Source organism: Streptomyces rugosispiralis (assembly GCF_024505145.1).
GTDB classification, from domain to species: Bacteria; Actinomycetota; Actinomycetes; order Streptomycetales; family Streptomycetaceae; genus Streptomyces; species Streptomyces rugosispiralis.
The window spans coordinates 138,775-158,968 of sequence record NZ_JANIAA010000011.1; the positions used below are offsets into that span (position 1 = coordinate 138,775).

Annotated in this window: 18 protein-coding genes; 10 read left to right on the forward strand and 8 right to left on the reverse strand. The window is 70.6% G+C overall.

The features are described from left to right. Positions 1 to 51: 51 nt before the first annotated feature. Positions 52 to 1,530, reverse strand: coding sequence for an FGGY-family carbohydrate kinase (locus NP777_RS19570; RefSeq protein ID WP_256651459.1), 1,479 nt, complete (start codon positions 1,528 to 1,530; stop codon positions 52 to 54). 297 nt (positions 1,531 to 1,827) lie between these two features. On the opposite strand from NP777_RS19570, the gene NP777_RS19575 reads away from it, so the two are divergent. From NP777_RS19575 to NP777_RS19590, 4 genes are all read left to right on the forward strand, one after another. Next, a complete protein-coding gene (locus NP777_RS19575) occupies positions 1,828 to 2,919 on the forward strand; it encodes a glycoside hydrolase family 172 protein (RefSeq protein WP_256651460.1) in 1,092 nt (363 codons plus the stop codon). Between the two features lie 90 nt (positions 2,920 to 3,009). Further along, complete coding sequence (locus tag NP777_RS19580) at positions 3,010 to 4,386, forward strand: ABC transporter substrate-binding protein (RefSeq protein ID WP_256651461.1); 1,377 nt, start codon at positions 3,010 to 3,012, stop codon at positions 4,384 to 4,386. Next, positions 4,383 to 5,354 (forward strand): carbohydrate ABC transporter permease, encoded by a 972-nt coding sequence (locus tag NP777_RS19585; protein WP_256651462.1) that lies wholly within the window; start codon positions 4,383 to 4,385, stop codon positions 5,352 to 5,354. The genes NP777_RS19580 and NP777_RS19585 overlap by 4 nt, the downstream gene beginning before the upstream one ends. Next, entirely contained in the window at positions 5,344 to 6,213 is an 870-nt protein-coding gene (locus NP777_RS19590) for a carbohydrate ABC transporter permease (RefSeq protein WP_256651463.1), read from the forward strand. Before NP777_RS19585 ends, NP777_RS19590 begins: the two co-directional genes overlap by 11 nt. Positions 6,214 to 6,428: 215 nt before the next feature. Here NP777_RS19590 and NP777_RS19595 read toward each other — a convergent pair whose 3' ends face one another. Next, on the reverse strand, positions 6,429 to 7,451 hold the full coding sequence (locus tag NP777_RS19595) for a LacI family DNA-binding transcriptional regulator (RefSeq protein ID WP_256651464.1): 1,023 nt from the start codon (positions 7,449 to 7,451) through the stop codon (positions 6,429 to 6,431). A 174-nt stretch (positions 7,452 to 7,625) separates the two neighbouring features. After that, a complete protein-coding gene (locus NP777_RS19600; RefSeq protein ID WP_256651465.1) occupies positions 7,626 to 7,922 on the reverse strand; it encodes a hypothetical protein in 297 nt (98 codons plus the stop codon). 344 nt (positions 7,923 to 8,266) lie between these two features. Here NP777_RS19600 and NP777_RS19605 point away from each other — a divergent pair, with 344 nt between their 5' ends. Then, complete coding sequence (locus NP777_RS19605; RefSeq protein ID WP_256651466.1) at positions 8,267 to 8,650, forward strand: hypothetical protein; 384 nt, start codon at positions 8,267 to 8,269, stop codon at positions 8,648 to 8,650. Between the two features lie 300 nt (positions 8,651 to 8,950). Here the strand turns inward: NP777_RS19605 and NP777_RS19610 are convergent, their stop codons facing one another. Further along, on the reverse strand, positions 8,951 to 10,438 hold the full coding sequence (locus tag NP777_RS19610) for a GntP family permease (protein WP_256651467.1): 1,488 nt from the start codon (positions 10,436 to 10,438) through the stop codon (positions 8,951 to 8,953). Between the two features lie 140 nt (positions 10,439 to 10,578). Continuing rightward, on the reverse strand, positions 10,579 to 11,610 hold the full coding sequence (locus NP777_RS19615; protein WP_256651468.1) for a Bug family tripartite tricarboxylate transporter substrate binding protein: 1,032 nt from the start codon (positions 11,608 to 11,610) through the stop codon (positions 10,579 to 10,581). A 98-nt stretch (positions 11,611 to 11,708) separates the two neighbouring features. Here NP777_RS19615 and NP777_RS19620 point away from each other — a divergent pair, with 98 nt between their 5' ends. After that, on the forward strand, positions 11,709 to 13,382 hold the full coding sequence (locus NP777_RS19620; RefSeq protein WP_256651518.1) for a sensor histidine kinase: 1,674 nt from the start codon (positions 11,709 to 11,711) through the stop codon (positions 13,380 to 13,382). Further along, entirely contained in the window at positions 13,379 to 14,071 is a 693-nt protein-coding gene (locus NP777_RS19625) for a response regulator (RefSeq protein ID WP_086881110.1), read from the forward strand. The genes NP777_RS19620 and NP777_RS19625 overlap by 4 nt, the downstream gene beginning before the upstream one ends. A 215-nt stretch (positions 14,072 to 14,286) precedes the next feature. Here the strand turns inward: NP777_RS19625 and NP777_RS19630 are convergent, their stop codons facing one another. From NP777_RS19630 to NP777_RS19640, 3 genes are all read right to left on the reverse strand, one after another. Continuing rightward, positions 14,287 to 15,102 carry an SAM-dependent methyltransferase gene (locus tag NP777_RS19630; protein WP_256651469.1) on the reverse strand — a complete coding sequence of 272 codons (816 nt, stop codon included), beginning with the start codon at positions 15,100 to 15,102 and terminating at the stop codon, positions 14,287 to 14,289. A 101-nt stretch (positions 15,103 to 15,203) separates the two neighbouring features. Further along, a complete protein-coding gene (locus NP777_RS19635) occupies positions 15,204 to 15,416 on the reverse strand; it encodes a DUF397 domain-containing protein (RefSeq protein ID WP_256651519.1) in 213 nt (70 codons plus the stop codon). A 25-nt stretch (positions 15,417 to 15,441) separates the two neighbouring features. Then, positions 15,442 to 16,317 (reverse strand): helix-turn-helix domain-containing protein, encoded by an 876-nt coding sequence (locus NP777_RS19640; protein WP_256651470.1) that lies wholly within the window; start codon positions 16,315 to 16,317, stop codon positions 15,442 to 15,444. 243 nt (positions 16,318 to 16,560) lie between these two features. On the opposite strand from NP777_RS19640, the gene NP777_RS19645 reads away from it, so the two are divergent. The 3 genes from NP777_RS19645 to NP777_RS19655 all read left to right on the forward strand — a co-directional run bounded on the left by NP777_RS19645 (position 16,561) and on the right by NP777_RS19655 (position 20,061). After that, complete coding sequence (locus tag NP777_RS19645) at positions 16,561 to 17,022, forward strand: ATP-binding protein (protein WP_256651471.1); 462 nt, start codon at positions 16,561 to 16,563, stop codon at positions 17,020 to 17,022. Between the two features lie 48 nt (positions 17,023 to 17,070). Beyond that, positions 17,071 to 17,511: a hypothetical protein gene (locus NP777_RS19650; RefSeq protein ID WP_256651472.1), complete on the forward strand. Its 441-nt coding sequence runs from the start codon at positions 17,071 to 17,073 to the stop codon at positions 17,509 to 17,511. Between the two features lie 243 nt (positions 17,512 to 17,754). Continuing rightward, positions 17,755 to 20,061: an AbfB domain-containing protein gene (locus NP777_RS19655; RefSeq protein ID WP_391858542.1), complete on the forward strand. Its 2,307-nt coding sequence runs from the start codon at positions 17,755 to 17,757 to the stop codon at positions 20,059 to 20,061. Positions 20,062 to 20,194 lie beyond the last annotated feature (133 nt).

The window sequence follows — 20,194 nt, forward strand, 5'->3', positions numbered from 1 at the left end:
GGTGCGTCGTTGGCGGTGCGTCGTAGGCGCGGGGCGCCGCAGGCGTGGCGCTCAGCGCTCCTGTAGTGCGGCCAGCGCGTGGACGGTCGCGGCGGTGTCCGGGTACAGCCGCCGGTAGAGGGCGTACAACTCGTCGTAACGCCCGGTGTGTTCGGCGCGGGGCGTCACCGTCTCGCGCACCGGGTTCCAGTCGTCGATGGAGGCGTCCCCGACGAGCTGGGCGGCCAGCAGCGCGTCGCCGTAGCCCGCGCCGATGGTGATGGTGCGCACCTCCTGCGGGCGGCCGGTGATGTCGGAGACGATCTGCGTCCACAGCGAGCCCTGGGTGCCGCCACCGACGGCCACCACCCGGCGGATGTCGCCGCCGACCGCCTCGATGACCTCGATGTTCTGGCGGATGCCGAACCCGGTGGCCTCGAGTGCGGCGCGGTAGAGATCACCGCGGGTGTGGGACAGGGTCAGCCCCGCGATCACTCCACGGGCGTCGGGGTCCATGATCGGGGTGCGCTCGCCGGAGAAGTACGGGAGCATCAGCAGGCCGTTGGCGCCGACGCCCGACTCGGCGGCCAGCGCGGTGAGTTCGGCGTGGTCACCGTCGGCGAACAGCTCCTTGAGCCAGTTGGCCACCGCACCGGAGGTGGCCATGCCACCGGCCAGATTCCGGGTGCCGGGCAGTGCGCCGACCGTGCCCCACAGGGATGGGCTGGTCAGCGGTGTGGGCACGGTGTGGATGAGGAACATGGTGGTGCCGTACATCAGCATCAGATCGCCGACGTTCTGCGCACCCACGCTCAGGGCCTCGGCCCAGGCATCGATGGTGCCGGTGGTGACGGGGATTCCGGCGGGCAGACCGGTCGCCTCGGCGGCCTCGGGGGTGAGGGCACCGGCCGTCTCGCCGGGCCAGCGCAGTGGCGGCAGTTCGATGCCGGGGGCGACCTCGGCGGCCCAGGGGGCGTACCACTCGCGGGCGAGCGTGTCGTACAGCGGGGTGCACTGGCTGGCCGAGTGGTGGTCCAGGACGTAGTTCCCGGTGAGCTTACCCACCAGCCAGGAACTCGGCATGTACAGGCGCTTGGCCCGTGCGTAGAGTTCGGGCTCCTCCTCGGCGATCCACGCGATCTTCGGCCCGGCGGCCTGGGTGGTCAGGGCGGAGCCGCCGCGGCGGATGATCTCGTCGGCGCCGAGCCGCGCCTCGATGCGCCGGATCTGCCGGACCGAGCGGGTGTCCACGCCGTAGAGCACGGCGGGGCGCAGCGGGGCGTCGTGCTCATCGGTCAGCAGGACGCAGGGGCCCATGCCGCTGACCCCGACGGCGACCACGGTGGTGTCCTCCGCGGCGGTCAGCTCCCGGGCCAGTTCGGTGAACTCGCGCCACCAGACGGAGGCGTTCATCTCGAAGCGGCCGGGACCCGGTCTTTCCGGGGTGTGTTCCCGGGTGGCCGAGCGGATCAGTGCGCCATCGAGACCGACCAGGACGCCCTTGCTGCTCGAGGTGCCGATGTCCACTCCGATGACTGCGTTGCGAGGCATGGCGAGCACGCTGACAGAAAACGATTTCATCGTCAAGAGAGACCACGCGAATGGCCTTTGCGCTGCCGAAAAGCCATATCAGCGGCGCGCGTCGGCACCCCGCGGCACTCGGCGACACCCCTCGATCGACCGCGCGTCTCACCCCTTGACACCCCCTGGAGCCCGCTCTACGTTTCGGTGAAATGGATTTCAGACGTGCCGTTCCGCACTGCCGGTGACGCCGTTTTCCGCGCGCCACGGAGCCCCTTCCGGCCCGTCGGCGCGCGTCCCGTACCCCACCCATGAGGGCAAGACACGATGACGACCTTTGGACTCGACGGCATCTCCCGCAGGACACGTGCCGTGAGCCGTTCCATCAGCGCCGAGAACATCACCGGCGCCAAGTCGGGTGGCGGCCGCGCCACGGAGGGCACCGGAGCGGTGGCGGCGAGCAGGCTGGGGCCGGGCTGGAAGATCTCCCCCAGCATCGACATCGCCCCCGGCACGACGGCCGTGCTCGCCGACATCGAGGGTCCGGGCACCATCCGCCACCTGTGGTGCACCACCGACCCGCACCGGGCCTGGCGGGGCACTCTGCTGCGGATGTACTGGGAGGACGAGGAGGAACCGGCCGTCGAGGTGCCACTCGGCGACTTCTTCTGCAACGGCTGGAACACCTTCAGCCAGGTCTCGTCGGTGCCCATCGCCGCGAACCCCAACGGCGGCTTCAACGCGTACTGGCCGATGCCGTTCCACCGCAAGGCGCGGATCACCCTGGAGAACCTGACCGCCGAGAAGGTCACGCTCTACTACCAGGTGGACTACGAGCTGGACGAGGTCGCGGACGACGCCCTCTGGTTCCACGCCCAGTGGCGCCGCAGCCACCCGGTGCCGTACGGCGAGGTGCACACCCTGCTCGACACGGTCACCGGGGCCGGCGGCTATGTCGGCACCTATCTGGCCTGGGGCGTCAACAGCCCCGGCTGGTGGGGCGAGGGCGAGCTGAAGTTCTATCTGGACGGCGACGACGAGTTCCCCACGCTCTGCGGCACCGGCACCGAGGACTACTTCGGCGGCGCCTGGAACTTCGACGTCCCCGGCCAGGGCTACACCGCGTACACCACCCCGTATCTGGGCCTGAACCAGATCCTGCGCCCGGACGGGCTGTACAACAGCCAGCAGCGGTTCGGGATGTATCGCTGGCACGTCCTGGACCCCATCCGCTTCTCCGAGGACCTGCGCGTCACCGTGCAGAGCCTCGGCATCGGTCCGGGGCAGGGCAACGGGCTGCCGCACCGCTACCGGCACACCAGCGATGACATCGCCAGCACCTCGCTGTTCTACCTGGACGCCCCGTCGTCCGCGTCCCGCCCGGCCACGCCGGACCTGCTCACGCTCGAGGTCGACTGAGAGGTTCCCCCACCTCCGGATCCGTACGTCCCAGCACTCACCCCCCACCCGCACATCCCAGCCCCATCCCACTCCGACAGGAGCGCACGCATGCTCCAGCACGGCAATGACGCCGGGCGCCCGGCCACCTCCCCCGGCACCTCACGCCGCCGTTTCCTCACCGCGGCGGCGGGCGCGGGCTCGGCCGTGGCGGCCCCGGCCCTGCTCACCGGTTGCGGCACGGCCCGAGCGAAGGGGGGCAACCTCCAGTTCTGGAACTTCTACGGGCCCCAGCGCTCGCCGGACCCCGCGGTCAACGCACAGGCCAAGTGGTTCGTCGACATGGTCGACCGGTGGAACGCCACCCACAAGGCGCGGATCGACCTCGTCCATCTGCCGCAGCCCACGTATGTCAACGGATTCAAGCTGCCGTCCGCCTTCGCCACCGGTGAGGGCCCGGACATCTTCCTGCTCTCCCCCGGCGACTTCCTGCGGTACTGCAACGGCGGCGTCCTGGCCGACCTCACACCGCATATGGAGAAGGCGGCCATCGACGACTTCGGCTCCGCGCTCGACAGCCGCATGGTGGACGGCAAGGTCTACGCCCTCCCCATGGAGATCGAGCCGCTGGCCATGTTCTACGCCCAGGACGTCTGGGAGAAGGCCGGTCTGTCGGAGGCCGACATCCCCACCACCTGGGACCAGATGCTCGACATCGGCGACAAGTTGCGCACCAGGACACGGGCCGGGCTGGTCTTCGAGACCAATCCGGGCTACTACCAGAACTTCACCTGGTACCCGTGGATGTGGCAGGGCGGCGGCGAGGTCCTGGACGAACGCGGCGATGTGGCCTTCGACTCCAAGGCCACCCGCCAGGCCCTGGGGCTCTGGCAGGACGCGGTGCGCCACGGCATCGCGCCGCGCACCATGCCCGCCGCCGCGGATGTGGTCGGCGGTTTCAAGGGCGGCAATGTGGCCATGTGGCAGCAGGGCATCTGGAACGTCTCCAGCTTCAAGGCGTTCGCGCCCAAGTACCGGTACGGGGTCTTCAAGTTGCCCACGCCCCCGGGCGGCCGGTACGTCACCGCGCTGGGCGGCTGGTCGTTCTGCGCCAACGCCCAGGGCCGCGACCCCGAGGCGGCGGCCGAGTTCTGCGTCTGGGCGCTGGGCTCCATGAAGGACGAGTCCATCGACCGGATGGTGGAGTGGTGCGTCGGCACCAAGTCCGATGTGGCGCCACGGGATACCGCCCTGGACCGCGGCTCCGCCAAGGGCGGCTACGACTCCGAGATCATGAAGAAGTTCAAGGACGAGATCTTCCCGGGCGGCCGTGCCGAACCGCGCTATCCCCCGGTCGTCTACAAGGCGATCTCCGACGCCATCCAGGGCACCATGCTGGCCGGCCACGGCGTGGCCGGCGCCGCCGAGAGAGCCGCCCGCTCCATCGCGGCCTACACCAAGAGCTACCAGGGGGCGAGTCTGATATGAGCGGTGTCGCCGCGCAGGAGCGCCGCCACCGGGCCACCGTGACCCCGGCGCGGTCGCCCGCCGCGTCCGGCCGCCGGCCGAGGCTGAGCCGCAAGCACCGCGAGTGGCTGGCCGCCGGTCTGTTCCTCGCACCCGATGTGCTCGGGCTGCTGGTGTTCGTCGCGATCCCGATGGTGCTGTCCATCGGGCTGAGCTTCTTCCAGGTCAGCGGCTTCGGCAGCTATGAGTGGATCGGGCTCGGCAACTACCGGCGGATGCTGAACGACCCGCTGTTCTGGGACTCGATGAAGATCACCGGGCTGTATGTGGTGTTCCTCGTCCCCCTCCTGTTCTGTGTGAGCCTGGGGCTGGGCCTGCTGGTCAAGCAGAAGCTGCCCGGGGTCGGCGTCTACCGCACGATGCTCTTCATGCCGTACGTCATCAGCCTGGTGGTGGTCGGCGTGCTGTGGAAGTTCCTGCTCGACGAGCAGACCGGGGTGGTCAACCGGGCCATGCGCGCCGCCGGTTTCGACGGCGAGTCCTGGCTCGGCAGTCCGTCCCTCGCCCTCGGCTGTGTCATCGCCGTCATGGTGTGGGTGATGATGGGCTACTACATGATCATTTTCCTGGCCGGGCTCCAGGAGATCCCCCAGGAGTTCTACGAGGCCGCGAAGCTGGACGGTGCCGGGCCGTGGACCACGTTCCGCACCATCACCTGGCCGCTGCTGCGCCCCACCAGCTTCTTCGTCCTGCTGATGTCGACGGTCGCCGCCATCACCGGCGGTCTCGACCTGATCTTCGTCCTGACCAACGGCGGCCCCGCCAACGGCACATCGCTCGCCATCTTCTACATCTACCAGCAGGCGTTCGGATTCGGGGAGTACGGCTATGCGTCGGCCATGGGCTCGTTCCTGGTGCTGATCATGGTGCTCATCTCCGCGGTGCTCTTCAAGCTCACGAGAGGCGGGAGGTTCGACGATGGCGAGTGACGCCCTGACGACCCGGGCCCACACCACGGCCACCGCGGCCGGTCGGCGGCGGCTGCTCTCCGCACGCTCCGGACTGACGGTCCTGGCCGTCGTCCTGTCGCTGATCAGCCTCTTTCCCGTGGTGTGGATGGTCACGTCGTCGTTCAAGACGCGTGCCACCGTCACCGACGGACGGCTGATCCCGCGGGACTTCACCTTCCAGAACTTCGTCTACGTCTTCACCGAGGTGCCGTTCGGCCGCTATCTGTGGAACAGCTTCTTCATCTCCACGGTGATCACCGTGGCGGCGCTGTTCTTCCACTCGATGGCCGCCTACGCGCTGGCGCGGCTGCGCTTCCCCGGGCGTGAGAAGCTCTTCGGCGCCATCTTCGCGACGCTGCTGGTCACCGCGCCGGTGGTGCTGATCCCACTGTTCCTGGTCGCCCGCGAATTGGGGCTGCTCGACAGCTACGCCGGGCTGATCATCCCGGCGATCTTCAACGCGTTCGGCATCTTCCTGCTGCGCCAGTTCTACCTGGGGCTGCCGAAGGAGCTGGAGGAGGCGGCGGTCATCGACGGCTGCGGCCACTGGCGGGTCTACTGGAACATCGTCCTGCCGATGTCCCGGCCGATTCTGTCGGCCCTGGCCATCTTCTTCTTCCTCGCCAACTGGAACGCGTTTGTCTGGCCGTTGGTCGCCACGAGTGATCAGGACCTGACGGTGGTGCAGCTGGGCATCTCGTCGTTCCAGACGCAGTACACGTCCAACTGGAACTACATCCTGGCGGCGGCGACGGTGGCGGCGCTGCCGATGCTGGTGCTGTTCTTCGTCTTCCAGCGGCGGATCGTGGAGTCGATCAAGACGTCGGGGCTGAAGTGAGAGCTGGGTGAGAGCTGGTTGAGGGGGGCTGGGTGATGGGTGAAGTGGCGCCGCACGGGCTGACTGGCCGGTGCGGCGCCGCTTTGTTCGTTGTTCGGTGCGGGGGTTGTTCGTTGTTCGGTGCGGGGGTTGTTCGTTGTTCGGTGCGGGGGTTGTTCGTTGTTCGGTGCGGGGGTTGTTCGTTGTTCGGTGCGGGGGCGCGGGGCGCCCGCCCGTCAGGCTCGGGCAGGTCCGGCCGTGCTCTCCCGGACCTGCAGCTTTGTGCGGAGCACCACGGTCTGCACCGGTGACACGCTGCCGTCCATGCGCTGGAGGAGGAGGTCGGCGGCGGTGCGCCCCAGCTCGTACGAGGGCAGTTCGACCGCGGTGAGGGATGGCCGTACCAAGGACGCCCAGGGAACGTCACCGAAGGAGAGCACACCGACGTCGGGTGGGGTGCGGCCGGCCTCGCGGAGGGCGTCGAGGACGCCGATGGTCATGAGGTTGTTGGCGACGAACACGGCATCGGGCGGTTCGGGCAGCGCCAGTAGTTCGCGCATCGCCGCGCGGCCGCCGTCCACCCGGAAGTCGGCATGCCGTACGTAGGTGTTGTCGGCCGCGGCCGCGCCGCCCCGGGCGGCGCTCAACGCCGTACGGTGGCCCGCGAGGCGCTCCTCGGAGGTGGAGGCCCCTTCGGGCCCGGTGATGCAGGCGATCCTGTGGTAACCGGCCTGGAGGAGGTGGCGGGTGGCCACCTCGCCACCGTGGTGGTTGTCGACCCGGACCGCGTCCACCTCGGCGTCGCGCGGCCGCCGGTCGACGGCGACCACGGGCACCCGCCGGTCGGTCAGCGGTCCCAGATCCGTCTCGTCCTGGGACGCCGCAGCCACGATCACGCCCGCCATCTGCTCACCGAGAGCCACCTCCAGGTAGCGGCGCTCCTTGTCGGTGTCCTCGTCGGAGTTGCACAGGACCACGGAGAGGCTGGTGCGCTGCGCGGCGTCCTCGACGCCACGGGCGAGCGAGGTGAAGAACGGGTTCTCGATGTCCGGGATGATCAGCGCGATCACACTGGACCGCTGCTTGCGCAGCGACCGCGCCACCCGATTGGGCGCGAACCCGAGGGCCGCCGCTGCCTCTTGCACGGACAGGGCACGTGCCGGTGTGACCTTACCGCCGTTGAAGACACGCGAGACGGTCGCCGGAGAGACACCGGCGGCTCGCGCCACGTCATGGATCGTCACCAACTGTGTCCGCATCCTTTCACCGTGTACGGTCGCGCTTCAGCCTACCCTGCCGGTGAAAAGGATTTCACACCGGTATTGAGGGGGGTAGAGGACGGGGGCGGGCCCCCGGCCGCGGGCGGTGGTCGGGGGCCCGCCCCCGTCGGCGGCGCGGGCGGGGGCGGTGGGCGGAGGCGGTCCGTCCGGGTTTCAGTCGTGGGTGTGGGAGGCGTCCCGGCGGGGAGCGTTCCCGTGAGTGGCGGGCCCGGGGCGTGATGGCGGCGTATCGACGATGTGGCCGAGGAGATGCAGCGGCGCGGCGCCGACCCCAGCCGCCTCGACCGCGTCCCAGTAGGCGTGCGCATGGGAAGCGTCGACCAGTCCGTGGACCAGTGGTAGCCCGGACACGGCGGTGTGCAGCAGGGATTCGAGCCGGCAGGAGGCGACCGTGCCCGGCAGCCAGGACCGTTCCGCGTAGCCGGTCGATGTCGAGGACGGCCGTGCCACCGCTGCCACCGCTGACGGCGGTGACGGCGGTGACGGCGGTGACGATCAGGTCGGCCTCGTACACCGCGGCGGGCAGGCCCGGAGCGGACTCGGCCGCCGTCACCGACCCGGCCAGCCCGTTCCCGCGCAGTTCCACGGCGAGCGTGCGCAGGCGCGGCGCGCTGCCCGCGACATCGCACAGCAGCAGGTGGGCAGGCGGGCGCGGGACGCGGGTGAGCAGCAGGTTGAGGGATGAGGTGCCGATCGAGCGCCGCGTCGGTGGCGCGCATCACTTCGAATCCGTAGCCGGTCAACGCGGGAATCATGCCCGCCAGGGAGACACAGCGGGCGCCGAGGGAGGCGGCGTGGCTGACGGCGCGGGCGGTGTGGCCGGTGAGCGCGCTTCCCGCGGTCAGTTCATCCGCGAACAGCGGCAGCGCGACGAACGCGGAACGGCCCAAGGGTGTTCCGAGTTCCTCCAGGAGTCGGGGACCGCCGTCCGGGAAGAGCAGGTGCCGCAAGTGTTCGCGGGGCAGGTCCGCTTCCGGGATCCCGGCGAGCGCCGCGAGGTGCCCGGGGGCGGGGAGATAGCCGATGAGCGCGGCGTCCGTGCGGGATGTGCACGGGGCAGGAGCCGGGGCAAGGCGCGGACGTGGGGTGGCGGCCTGGGTGAGTTCGTCCCGCAGGAGGCGGGTGAACGTGGCGAAAGCGGACGCGTCGAGGGCAGCGGCCGAGGGCCCGCAGGGTGACACGCAGCCCGTCCCCGACCGGCCGAACGGCCAGGAACTCATCGGTTCCCACCGGCGGCGGGGCGAGTTCCGTGTCGTGCTGGTCCCAGTCGAGGGTGAGGGCCGCGCCGGTGGGTGAACCGAGGGTGGAGAAGTCCAGGTAGCTGAAGGGGAATTGGGCCGCACCGAGTGAGGCCGAGGATGGCGAAGGCCACTTCCCGGTTGACACCGCAACGGCTCGTCAAGGTCCATGGCCGGAGTCTCGCGGGTGGGTCCGACGGCCATCGGGCCGCCGGACCCACCACGCGCACGACCGGCGGCTCAGGCGAACACCGACAGCAGCAGGGCCATCGCCAGGCCGAGCACACTGACCAGGGTCTGCACGGCGGTCTGGGTCTTGGTGGCCTGGGTGAGATCCATGCCGAACGACTCCTTCACCAGCCAGAACCCCGCATGGTTGACGTAGTTCAGGCCGAGCGAACCAGCCCCGATCGCGACCACGAGCAGGGAGGCCTCCAGGCCCCCGCCGTCGCCGATCAGCGGGGCCACGATGCCGGTGGCGGAGACGATGCCGACGGTGGCGGAACCGGTGGTCAGCGACAGCAGCAGGGCGATGAGCCAGCCCAGCAGGATCACATTGATGTGGGCACCCTCGGCGGCCGACGCGATGGCGTCGCCGATGCCCGAGTCCTGAAGGACCTGCTTGAACGCCCCTCCCCCGCCGATGATGAGCAGGATGGCGGCGATGGACTTCAGGCTGTCGGTCAGGGAGGCACGGGTCTCCTCACCCGAACGGCCGGAGTGGCCGGAGCGGGCGGAGTGGCCGGAGCGCGCGGAGCCGACCATCGTCACGCCGAGGGCGAAGACGAAACCGGCGAGCATCGCCACCAGCGGTTCTCCAGCGAACACCAGCGCCGCGCCCAGTCCGCTCGACTCGTCCAGCACCGTCTCGGCCAGGGTGCGCAGCAGCATCAGGACGACGGGCACCAGCACCGCCGCCACGGCCAGCCCAGTGGGCACACCGGTCCGGCGGGGCGCCTCCGCGCTCGCCTGGGCACCGGGCCCGCCGGACGCACCGGCGCCCGCCGTGGCGGCGGCCTGCGCGGGCTGACGCTCGGCCCCCGTGAACTGCGCCACCAGCTCGGCGTCCGGAGCGACATCGGGAAGCCGGGGCGCGATCCAGCGGGCGTAGACGGGACCGGCCAGGATGACGGTGGGCACGGCGCAGACGATGCCGACGCCGAGGGTGAGGCCGAGGTCGGCGTGCAGACCGGTCATCGCGGTCAGCGGGCCGGGGTGGGGCGGCAGCATGCCGTGCAGGGTGGACAGCGAGGCGATGGCGGGCACGCCGAGGAGTACGTACGGGCTGCCCTTGGTGCCGCCCTGTTCCTCCATCCTGCGGGCGACGCTGAAGATCAACGGCAGCAGCACGATCAGGCCCACCTCGAAGAACATGGGCACACCGATGACGAACGCCGCGGCCCCCACCAGCCAGGGCAGCCTGCGGGGCTCGGCGCGGGCGACGAGGGCGCGGGCGATGGCGTCGGTGGCGCCCGAGTCGGACAGCAGTCGGCCGAGCATGGCGCCCAGGGCGAGGGTGACGCCCACGTCGCCGAGGGTGCCGCCGGCGCCCTCCTCGATGGATCCGGCGAGTTTCGCGGCCGGCTCCCCGGCCGCTATCCCCGTGCCCACGCTGACCAGGATCAGCGCGACGAACGGATGGACCCGCAGCCGGGAGTTGATGAGATAGATCAGTGCTGCGATCGCCACCGTGAGGATGAGCAGCAGCCACCAGGTGTGTGCGGTCATGCGATGCCTTTCCGGGACATATGGGTTGGTACCAGGGCATGCGGGGGGTTCGTACGCCACCAGGGCATGGGTGGGTCAGGTGTTCAAGGGCAACGAGGGCGGCAAGGACGTGCGGCGGCCGCCGCGGCGAAAGTGTTCGGTCAGTCCAGTCCCAGGTGTCCGACCAGTTCCGCCACGGTCTTGTCCTGCCGGGCCAGATACGTGGCGAACGCGCCACCCGTGGTGAAGGCGTCGGTCCAGCCGTGGCGGGTGAGCTCGGCCTTCCACTGCCGGGAGGCGTGCAGCGCGGTCAGCACCTCGATCCAGCGTTCGCGGTCCGCCGAGCTGATGCCGGGCGGGGCGACGATCCCCCGCCAGTTGTCGAAGACCAGGTCGATCCCGGCCGCCTTCAGCGTGGGCACCCCGGGCAGCGCGGCCACGGGCCGGTCGCTGGTGACCGCGAGCACCCTGAGCTGCCCGGCCGCGATCTGGTCGAGGAACTCGCCGATGCCGCTGGTGGCGAAGTCGACCCGGCCGTCCAGCAGCGCGGGGAGCAGATCGCCGCCACCGCCGTCGTAGGCGTCGTAACGCACCGTCTTCGGCTGGATGCCGACGGCACGGGCCAGCGCCATGGGCAGCAGGTGGTCCGGGCCGCCCAGCGACGAGCCGCCGCCGACCGTGACGTCTCCGGGGCGCTTCCGCCACCCGGCGACCAGGTCCGCGACGGTGCGGTACGGCGAGTCCTTGCGGACCACCACCGCCTCGGGCTCCTCGATCAGGCGGGCGATCGGGGTGGTCCGCGCCACGGTCACCTTCGTGTGGGCGACATGCGACGCGCCCAGCACCCCGAGGCCCATCTGCAGGGCGAGCCGTCCGTTCCCCCGCTCGTCCACGGTGCGCTGGAGACCGACCGTGCCACCGGCGCCGGGCAGGTTGAACACCTCCATGTCCGAGGTGGTCCCGGTCTCCTCCAGCACCCGGGCCACGGTCCGGGCCGTGGTGTCGTAGCCGCCTCCGGGGGTGTTCGGCACCAGGATCCGCAACCCGTCGTCCCGGGTGTCCCCGGTGCCCGGCCAGGTGCCGCAGGCGCCGACGAGCAGGGACAGCACAGCGGCCAGGGCGCCGGACAGGACGCGGGTACGGGCGCCGGACAGGACACGGGTACGGGCGCCGGTGCGGGTGCGGCGTCTCATGGCACCTCCCTTTCGCTTCCCATACGGCGGACGCCATGATTGTGCGGCCTGGTGGACAATGCGCCCAGGTTGTGTCAGCAGGAGAGATTGAGTTCATTGTGGTCGCCGCGTTCCGTCGCCAAACGCTCGCGGGCGAGATGCTGCTCCTCCAGCTCGCCATCGTCGTGGTGGTGCTGATGGCGGTGGCGGCGGTCTCGCTCGCGCAGTCGGAGGCCACCTTCAACCGGGTGGAGGGCCGCCGGGTCGGTGCGCTCGCCGAGCAGTTGGCCGCCCAGCCGCTGGTGCGCAGCAGGCTGGTGGGGCCCTCTCCGGCGGAGGCGCTGGCCCCGCTGGTGTACTCGGCGCGGGTGCAGTCGCGGGTGACATCCGTCACGGTGGCCGATCGCCACGGGCGCGTCGTCAGCTCGACGAATCCCACGGTGCTCGGCGACCGGCTGCCCCTGGGCGAGGGGGTGGGCGTGGGCCGTGGCTGGTCGGGCACGCTGGACTGGGACGGCAGCCGGGAGCTGGTGGCGCAGGTGCCGGTGCTCGGCGCGACGGGGGACGACCTGGGGCGGCATCTGGGCACGGTGATGATCGGCGAGGCGTCTCCGACGGTGTGGCAGCGGCTGAGCGGCGCGTCCTCGTATCTGCCCGTCTATCTCGGCGTGGCCAGCGCGCTCGGCGTCGTCGGCTCCTGGCTGCTCGCCCGGCGGGTCAAACGGCAGACGCTGGGCCTGGAGCCGCGCGAGATCACCGGGCTGGCCGAGCACCGCGAGGCGATGCTGTACGGCATCGCCGAGGGCGTCGTCGCCCTCGATCCGCAGCACCGGGTGACCCTCGTCAACGACATGGGCAGGCGGCTGCTGGACCTGCCCGAGGACTGTGTCGGCCGGAACCTGGCCGAGCTGGGCATCGAGGGGCGGCTGCTGGACGTCCTGGCCGGGGCGCGTAAGGAATCGGCGGACCCGAAGGACGAGGTCGTGGTCCGGCACGGCCGGGTCCTGGTGATGAACCGGATGACCGTGGTCAAGGACGGACGGCCGCTCGGCTCCGTCACCACCCTGCGGGACCGCACCGAGCTGGCGAGGCTGGAGCGCGAGATCGGCTCCTTCCAGTCCACCTCCGAGCTGCTGCGTGCGCAGACCCATGAGTTCGCCAACCAGTTGCACACCATCTCCGGGCTGATCCAGATCGGCGAGCAGGAGGAGGTGGTGCGCTATATCCGGGCGCTCAACCAGCGCCGTCAGTCGCTCGACATGTCCATTGGCCGCCGGGTCCGGGACACCGCCATCGCCGCGCTGCTGATGGCGAAGGCTTCCCAGGCCGCCGAGCGGAAGGTGGCCCTGCGCCTCTCGGACCGCACCGCGCTGGACCGGCTGACGCCCGAGGACGCCGCCGATGTGGCGACCGTGGTCGGCAACCTGGTCGACAACGCCATCGACGCCGCCACCTCCGAGCACGGCGGTGAGAGCAAGGAGGGCGGCGGGGACGGCGCCGAGCCGTGGGTGGAGGTCGAGCTGCGCCAGGACCACACCAGTGTGGAGATCGTGGTGCGCGACTCCGGCCCCGGCGTGGCCCCAGGACTCGCCCAGGAGGTCTTCGCCCACGGCTTCACGACCAAGGCCGCCCGGGAGGGCGAGCGCGGCATCGGACTCGCGCTCACCCGGCTCGTCTGCGAGCGTCGCGGCGGCGAGATCGCGGTGACCAACACCAGCCAGGGCGCGATGTTCAGCGCCCGCATGTCCGTCAGCCACCCCGCCGACGCGGTGGCGGAAGGAGTGACCCGATGACCGAGTCGGCCGGCACGATCGATGTGCTCGTCGTGGACGACGACTTCATGGTGGCGCGCGTCCACCGCACGTTCGTGGAGCGGGTGGCGCCGTTCCGCGTCGTCGGCACCGCCCACACCGGCGAGCAGGCGATCGAGGCGGTCGACGCGCTCCGGCCCGATCTGGTCCTGCTCGACCTCTATCTGCCGGACCTCTTCGGCCTGGACGTCATCCCCCGGCTGCGCACCGCCGGGCACGACTGCGACGTCATGGTGATCACCGCGGCCCGGGAGGCCGACGCGGTGCGCGGCGCCGTCCGCCAGGGCGTGGTGGACTACCTCCTCAAGCCCTTCGACTACGAGGATCTCCAGCCCCGCCTGGAACGCTACGCGACCCAGCGCGGGCGGCTGCTCACCACGGTCGTCCGTGGCCAGGCGGACGTGGACCGCGTCCTGGCCGGGGCGTTCGCGCCCCCGGCGGGCGGCGCCCTCCCGAAGGGTCTGAGCGTGGAGACCGCCCAGCTCGTCGAGCGGACCCTCCGCGAGGCGGACGGCACCGTCTCCGCCGCCGAGGCGGCCACCGCCATCGGCATCTCCCGGGTCAGCGCCCGCCGCTACCTGGAGTACTTCCACGCCACCGGCCACGCCGACGTCTCGCTGCGCTACGGCACCGCCGGACGCCCGGAGCGCCGCTACAGCCGTCGGGCGTAACGCCGCTGACGAGTCGGCATGTGCGTCCCTCGACACCGCCACCCGCACGTCCGGGGCGTCCACGGGCCACCAGACGGCGGCGTCGGTGGCCGGTTTCGCGCCGTTCCTCGCCGTGCTGCTCGCGGAGTCCTCCGGCCGGGCGGGCCCGGCCGGACTCTGTGTGCGCATCGCGCCGGTGGGCCCGGACACGGCGCCGGGCCCACCGGTCGACGACGTCAGGGCTTGCGGGCCACCGCTCCGTACATCGCGATGTCCTCGTCCTTGATGTCCTCGGTGACGGTGGCGTCCGGGCGCCACTTGTGGACCTGGGTGACGCCGGGCTCGACCAGTTCGAGGCCGTCGAAGAACCGCTCGGCCTCGGCCTCGGTGCGCAGCCGCATGGGCATGTCGCGGGCCGCGTACTCACGGGCGACCCGGGCCACCTCGTCCGGCGCGAAGTCGGCGGTGCCGATGGACATCGCCAGGTAGCTGCCGGAGGGCAGCGGCTCCAGGAGGCGGTTGACGATTCCGTAGGCGTCGTCCTTGTCCAGGACGAAGTGCACGATGGCGATCACCGTCAGGGCGACCGGCCGGGTCAGGTCGAGGGTCTCGCGGAGTTCGGCGGCCTCCAGGATGGTGGCGGGCTCGCACATGTCCGCCTCGACATAGGCGGTCCTGCCCTCGGGGGTGCTGGCGAGCAGGCCCTGGGAGAGCGTGAGGACGATGGGGTCGTTGTCCACGTAGACGACCCGGGAGTCCGGGGCCACCGCCTGGGCGATCTCATGGAGGTTGGGCGAGGTCGGGATGCCGGTGCCGATGTCGAGGAACTGCCGGATGCCCGCCTCCTCGGCCAGATAGCGCACGGCCCGGTTCATGAAGTCGCGGTTGGCCCGCATATGGATCGGCAGGGCGGGCCACTCGCGGGACATCGCGATGCCCGCTTCCTTGTCGGCCGGGTAGTAGTCCTTGCCGCCGAGGATGTAGTCGTAGATACGTGCCGAATGCGCGCTCTCGGTGTCGATGCGGTCGGCCGACCATCCGTTGTCGCTCAAGGCGTCCCCTCCCAGTGGATCGTCTGTTCGCTGTTGATGTGCCCCCGGTCGCGCGGACCGGGACGGGTCCGCGCGACCGGGGAGGATGCGGTGCCGTGGCGCTAGCAGAGGAAGTCGGCGTCGCCGGCCTTCACACTCGCCAGAAACCGGGTCATCTCGTTCGTGGTGAAAACCAGTGCGGGGCCGTCGGGGTCGGTCGACTGACGCAGCGCCACCCGCCCGTCGTGCAGCTTCTTGGCTTCGACGCAGGCGCCGCCGGCGTCGTCGCTCCACGGCTTGGACCAGCCCAAGGTGCCGAGGTCGTGGGAGGGCATACCGCTGCGTATGTGGTGGTGCACTTCAGAGCTCCTTGCGAATTGCGCCGAGGACGGCCTCGGTTTTCCTGGCGGGCACCGACTGGGCGCCCATCCGGTCCAGGACCTCGCGATACACCACCACGTCTTCCTCTTTGTCCAGATACACCGCGCCAACCAGGCCGCTGAGGTAGACGATGTCGGGCAACTCCGGAGCCCGGAACCGGAAAACATGGAACGCACCGGCCCGCATGGCCGGATGCGGGCCGCTCCCGAACGGCATGATCTGCACGGTCACCTGGGGAAGGGCGCTGACCTCGATCAGATGGTCGATCTGGGCGCGCATCACGGCCGGACCACCGACCGGCCACCTCAGCACCGTCTCGTCCATCACGACCCACAGCCGCGGCGGGGATTCCCGGGACAGCAACTCCTGGCGCTGCATCCGCAGGGCGACCCTGCGCTCGGTGGCCTCCGACGGAGCGTGCGGGTTTCCGGCGCTGAGCAGCGCACGGGCGTAGTCCTCGGTCTGCAGCAGCCCGTGGACGAACTGCGCCTCGTAGGCGCGGATCTGAAGCGCCGCCTGCTCCAGATTCAGATACGCGGCGAACCAGTCCGGCATCACATCGCGGTAGGTGTGCCACCAGCCGCGCTTGTTGGCCTCGCGGACCGACTTCAGGAAGGTGTCCAGCTCGTGCCGGTCGGTGATGCCGTACGTCTGGAGCAGCTTCTCCACGTCCGCGAGTCTGAGCCGGGCCACCTTGGCGGCTTCCATCCTGCGAATCGTGGAGTGGCTGACCCCGATCGCCGCGCCCGCCTGGTCGTAGGTCAGGCCGGCGCGCGTCCGCAGCTCCTCCAGCTGCCTGCCCAGGATCATGCGGAGGACAGAGGGGGCACCACCCCACGCGGTTTCCGCCGCCAACGCTCTACCTCCCCACACCGGGCTACGGCTGCAGTCTGTCACGGTCGCCGGCCGCGCGAACGGCATCCCCCCGATGGCAACTTGCAATTTTCAACTTACCGCTTGCAAGTCGTTCGTTGCACCTGTCACAGTGGTAACACCGTCCGATCACGGTGGGAACGCTTGCGTGGGTACGTCCGTAGGCACTGCGCAGTGCGGGAACGGCACGGTCATGATGCGCAGGCAGACGAAAGGCGGCCGCTCGTGGCTCCCCTCGCCCTCCCCCTGACTCCCCTTCGGACGTCCCGGGAGCAGGACACCCAGCCGGGATATGCCTCACGGCTTCCGGCCACCGCCTCCGCGGTGGGCACGATCCGCGCGGCCGTGCGCGAGCGGCTGCGCGCCTGGGGCGTGAGCGCCCAAGTGTGCGACGACGCGCTCCTCATACTCTCCGAGCTGGTCACCAACGTGATCACGCATACGGCCAGCGATCACCTGGAGTGCAGGCTGAGCGTCGGCGCGGGCCGGCTGCGCCTCGAGGTCGAGGACGAGGTCCGGGCCCACACCCTCCCCGCGCCCCGCACCCCCGACCCCGATGAGCACTGCGGACGAGGGCTGTTGCTGGTCGGCGCGGTGAGCAGCGCCTGGGGCGTCAGGGACGCCCCGCACGGGCGGGGGCGGATCGTATGGGCCGAGCTGCCGTCGCGCACGGAAGAGTGTCACTGACTCATGGACCGACAGTTTGTTGCCCCCGAGGCGCCTGAGACACGTGAGATGCCTGATGCGCCGGCACTCGGCGCGGCGCGCCTCTGGCGAGGCCACCGCGGACGTCTGCGGCTCCCCGACGGACTGCCCGCCAGGCTGGGGTACGACGCGGTCGGGATGCCCACGGACATCGGCAGGCGGGTCATGAAGTGTCTGCCCCGCATCGGCTGTGTCTTCGCCGACGACCAGCGATGGTGGTGGATCGTGCCATCGGGGTCGAACATCGACGTCGCCTGGCCGACGTTCACCAGCTACGCGGTCGGGGCGCGGACGACCGACCTGAGCGGCGGGCACTCCGGGCGTTCCCGTCTCCCCCGCCTGATCCATCACCCCCAGGACGACTCGCCGTACACCCCGCCGATTCCGCTGTACTTCATGACCTGCCATATCGCCGGAATCCGGCCCCACTGGTCACCGGGGGACGCCTCCGGGCCGTCCCAGGCGATCTAGGCCCCCTCCCGCGCCGCTGCCGCTCCGCATGAGGCCCTGCCCGGCCGACAACGTTGTCCCCAGGTATGGACAAACACTGGAGTGGAGTGCTCTGGTAATGCGTGCAGCAAGTGTTCCCTGTGGAAGAGTTCCGCCGCTCTCCCGGCGGCGGCGCCAACCGGACCATGGAGCAGCAGCGTGCTGAGACACTTGTTCCTTCGCTTCCCCTCCCTCCTCCGTCCAAGACGGACCTGGCGGCGGCGCGTGGCCGCCGCCGTGGTCCCCGCGCTGGCCGCCACCGGTCTGCTCGTCTCCGGCGCCGGCCCCTCCCACGCCGCCCAGGCCTGGGAGCCCAAACCCGCCCCGATGACGACCCCGTGGACGAACCAGGTCCCGGTCGACAACCCGCTGCCGGAGTATCCGCGCCCGCAGCTCACCCGCCCCGACTGGTCCCCCCTGAACGGCATTTGGGACTTCGCGGTCACCTCCCGCGACGCCGGGCAGCCGGCCACGTTCGGCGAGCGGATCCGGGTGCCGTTCGTGCCCGAGTCCGCGCTCTCCGGCGTCCAGCGCAAGATCACCCAGAATGACAAGCTCTGGTACAAGCGCACCTTCACGGTGCCCTCCGGCTGGAACGGCCGCCGCGTCCAGCTCAACTTCGGCGCGTCCGACTGGGAGACCACGGTCTGGGTCAACGGCAAGCAGGCCGGCGCCGCCCACCGCGGCGGCTACGACGCCTTCTCGTACGACATCACGCCCCTGCTGAACGGCGGCACCAACACCATCGTCCTCTCCGTGTACGACCCCACGGAGACCGGCGGTCAGGCCATCGGCAAGCAGCGCGTCCAGGACGTCACCCCGCACCCCGGCCGGAGCATCGTCTACACCGCCTCGTCGGGGATCTGGCAGACCGTCTGGCTGGAGCCCACCGCCCCCTCGCACATCACCCGCCTGGACATGGTCCCGCGCCTGGAGGACAACACCCTGCGGGTCACGGTGCGCGGCGCCGGAGGAGCCGACGGAGCGGGCGTCAAGGTCACCGTCTCCAGCGGCGGTAGGACGGTCGGCAGCGCCACCGGGACCGTGGGCGGCGAGCTCTCGGTGCCGGTGCCCGACGCCCACCTGTGGACGCCGGAGGACCCGTTCCTGTACGACGTCACTGCCGAGCTGACCGGCGTCGCCGGAGCCGACAAGGTCGGCGGCTACACCGGTATGCGCTCGATCGCGGTGAAGGACGTGGGCGGGGTACGGCGGCCGGTGCTCAACGGCAAGTTCGTCTTCCAGACCGGCACCCTGGACCAGGGTTACTGGCCGGACGGCATCTACACCGCGCCCACCGACGAGGCCCTCAAGTACGACCTGCAGGCCCACAAGGACCTGGGCTTCAACATGGTCCGCAAGCACATCAAGGTCGAGCCGCAGCGGTGGTTCTACTGGGCGGACCGGCTCGGGCTGCTGGTGTGGCAGGACATGCCCTCGATGGACAGCGGCAAGACCCCGGACACCGCGGCCCGCGCCCAGTGGGAGAGCGAGTACCGCGCCATCATCGACCAGCACCGCGGCTCGCCCGCGCTCATCCAGTGGGTGGACCAGAACGAGGGCTGGGGCCAGTACGACCAGGCCCGCATCGCCGACATGGTCAAGGCGTACGACCCCTCGCGTCTGGTGGACAACATGAGCGGCGTCAACTGCTGCGCCGCCAAGGACGGCGGCAACGGCGACGTCATCGACAACCACAACTACGTCGGACCCGGCAACACCCCGGCGGAGTCGGTGCGCGCCTCGGTGCTCGGGGAGTACGGCGGCCTGGGCTACCGGGTGCCCGGCCATGAGTGGTATCCGGGCGGCGGGTTCAGCTACGAGGACCAGCCGAGCGTCTCCGCGCTCAACGACCGGCTCGTCGGCCTGCTCGACGGGATCCGGGAGAGCGGCATGCCCGCGGGCGGCCTGTCGGCCTCCGTCTACACCCAGATCACGGACGTGGAGAACGAGGCCAACGGGCTGCTGTCCTACGACCGCCAGGTGGTCAAGGTCGACCAGGCCCGGGTGCGGGCCGCCAACCAGGCCCTCGTCGCGGCCTCCCGGTCGGCCGGCGCCACGGTGAAACTGCCCGTCGGGCAGAACGTGTCGATCCGGGTCACCACACCCGGCTACACCGACCGCTACATCCGCCACTACGACGGGCTTGGCTTCACCGAGGTGGTGCAGGCGTCCAGCGCCGACCTGCTGAAACGGGACGCCACCTGGACGGTCCGGCAGGGTCTCGCGAACAAGCTCTGCTACTCCTTCGAGTCCCGCAACTACCCCGGTGAGTATCTGCGCCACCGCGACTTCCGGGTCCGGCGCGAGGCGGGCGACGGCTCCACCGTGTACAAGGAGGACGCCACCTGGTGCCCGACCCAGGGCAGCGGTGGCATCCGGATGTCGGCCGCCAACTTCCCCGGGCAGTATCTGCGGCACATCAACGCCGAGCTGTGGCTGGCCCAGTCCGGCGGCGGCCACGCCTGGGACAACCCGGCCGGCTTCACCGAGGACACCACCTGGGCGATCGAGTCGCCCTGGGCTCCCTAGCCCGACCGCCGCGGGCCCGGACCGAACGGCCCGGACCGAACGGGCCGGACTGAACGGGCCCGCACCCTCCGGCGGCCGCCCCCGCGCGGGCGGCCGCCCTTCTCTCCTCCCTCACGCTCATGCGCACGGCCCC

Excerpts from the sequence above, each read along its gene's own strand:
- NP777_RS19615 (WP_256651468.1), bottom strand. The coding sequence starts at position 11,610 with ATGAGACGCCGCACCCGCACCGGCGCCCGTACCCGTGTCCTGTCCGGC.
- NP777_RS19635 (WP_256651519.1), bottom strand. The coding sequence starts at position 15,416 with ATGCCCTCCCACGACCTCGGCACCTTGGGCTGGTCCAAGCCGTGGAGC.
- NP777_RS19595 (WP_256651464.1), bottom strand. The coding sequence starts at position 7,451 with ATGCGGACACAGTTGGTGACGATCCATGACGTGGCGCGAGCCGCCGGT.
- NP777_RS19570 (WP_256651459.1), bottom strand. The coding sequence starts at position 1,530 with ATGCCTCGCAACGCAGTCATCGGAGTGGACATCGGCACCTCGAGCAGC.
- NP777_RS19610 (WP_256651467.1), bottom strand. The coding sequence starts at position 10,438 with ATGACCGCACACACCTGGTGGCTGCTGCTCATCCTCACGGTGGCGATC.
- NP777_RS19575 (WP_256651460.1), top strand. The coding sequence starts at position 1,828 with ATGACGACCTTTGGACTCGACGGCATCTCCCGCAGGACACGTGCCGTG.
- NP777_RS19650 (WP_256651472.1), top strand. The coding sequence starts at position 17,071 with ATGCCTGATGCGCCGGCACTCGGCGCGGCGCGCCTCTGGCGAGGCCAC.
- NP777_RS19625 (WP_086881110.1), top strand. The coding sequence starts at position 13,379 with ATGACCGAGTCGGCCGGCACGATCGATGTGCTCGTCGTGGACGACGAC.
- NP777_RS19580 (WP_256651461.1), top strand. The coding sequence starts at position 3,010 with ATGCTCCAGCACGGCAATGACGCCGGGCGCCCGGCCACCTCCCCCGGC.
- NP777_RS19585 (WP_256651462.1), top strand. The coding sequence starts at position 4,383 with ATGAGCGGTGTCGCCGCGCAGGAGCGCCGCCACCGGGCCACCGTGACC.
- NP777_RS19590 (WP_256651463.1), top strand. The coding sequence starts at position 5,344 with ATGGCGAGTGACGCCCTGACGACCCGGGCCCACACCACGGCCACCGCG.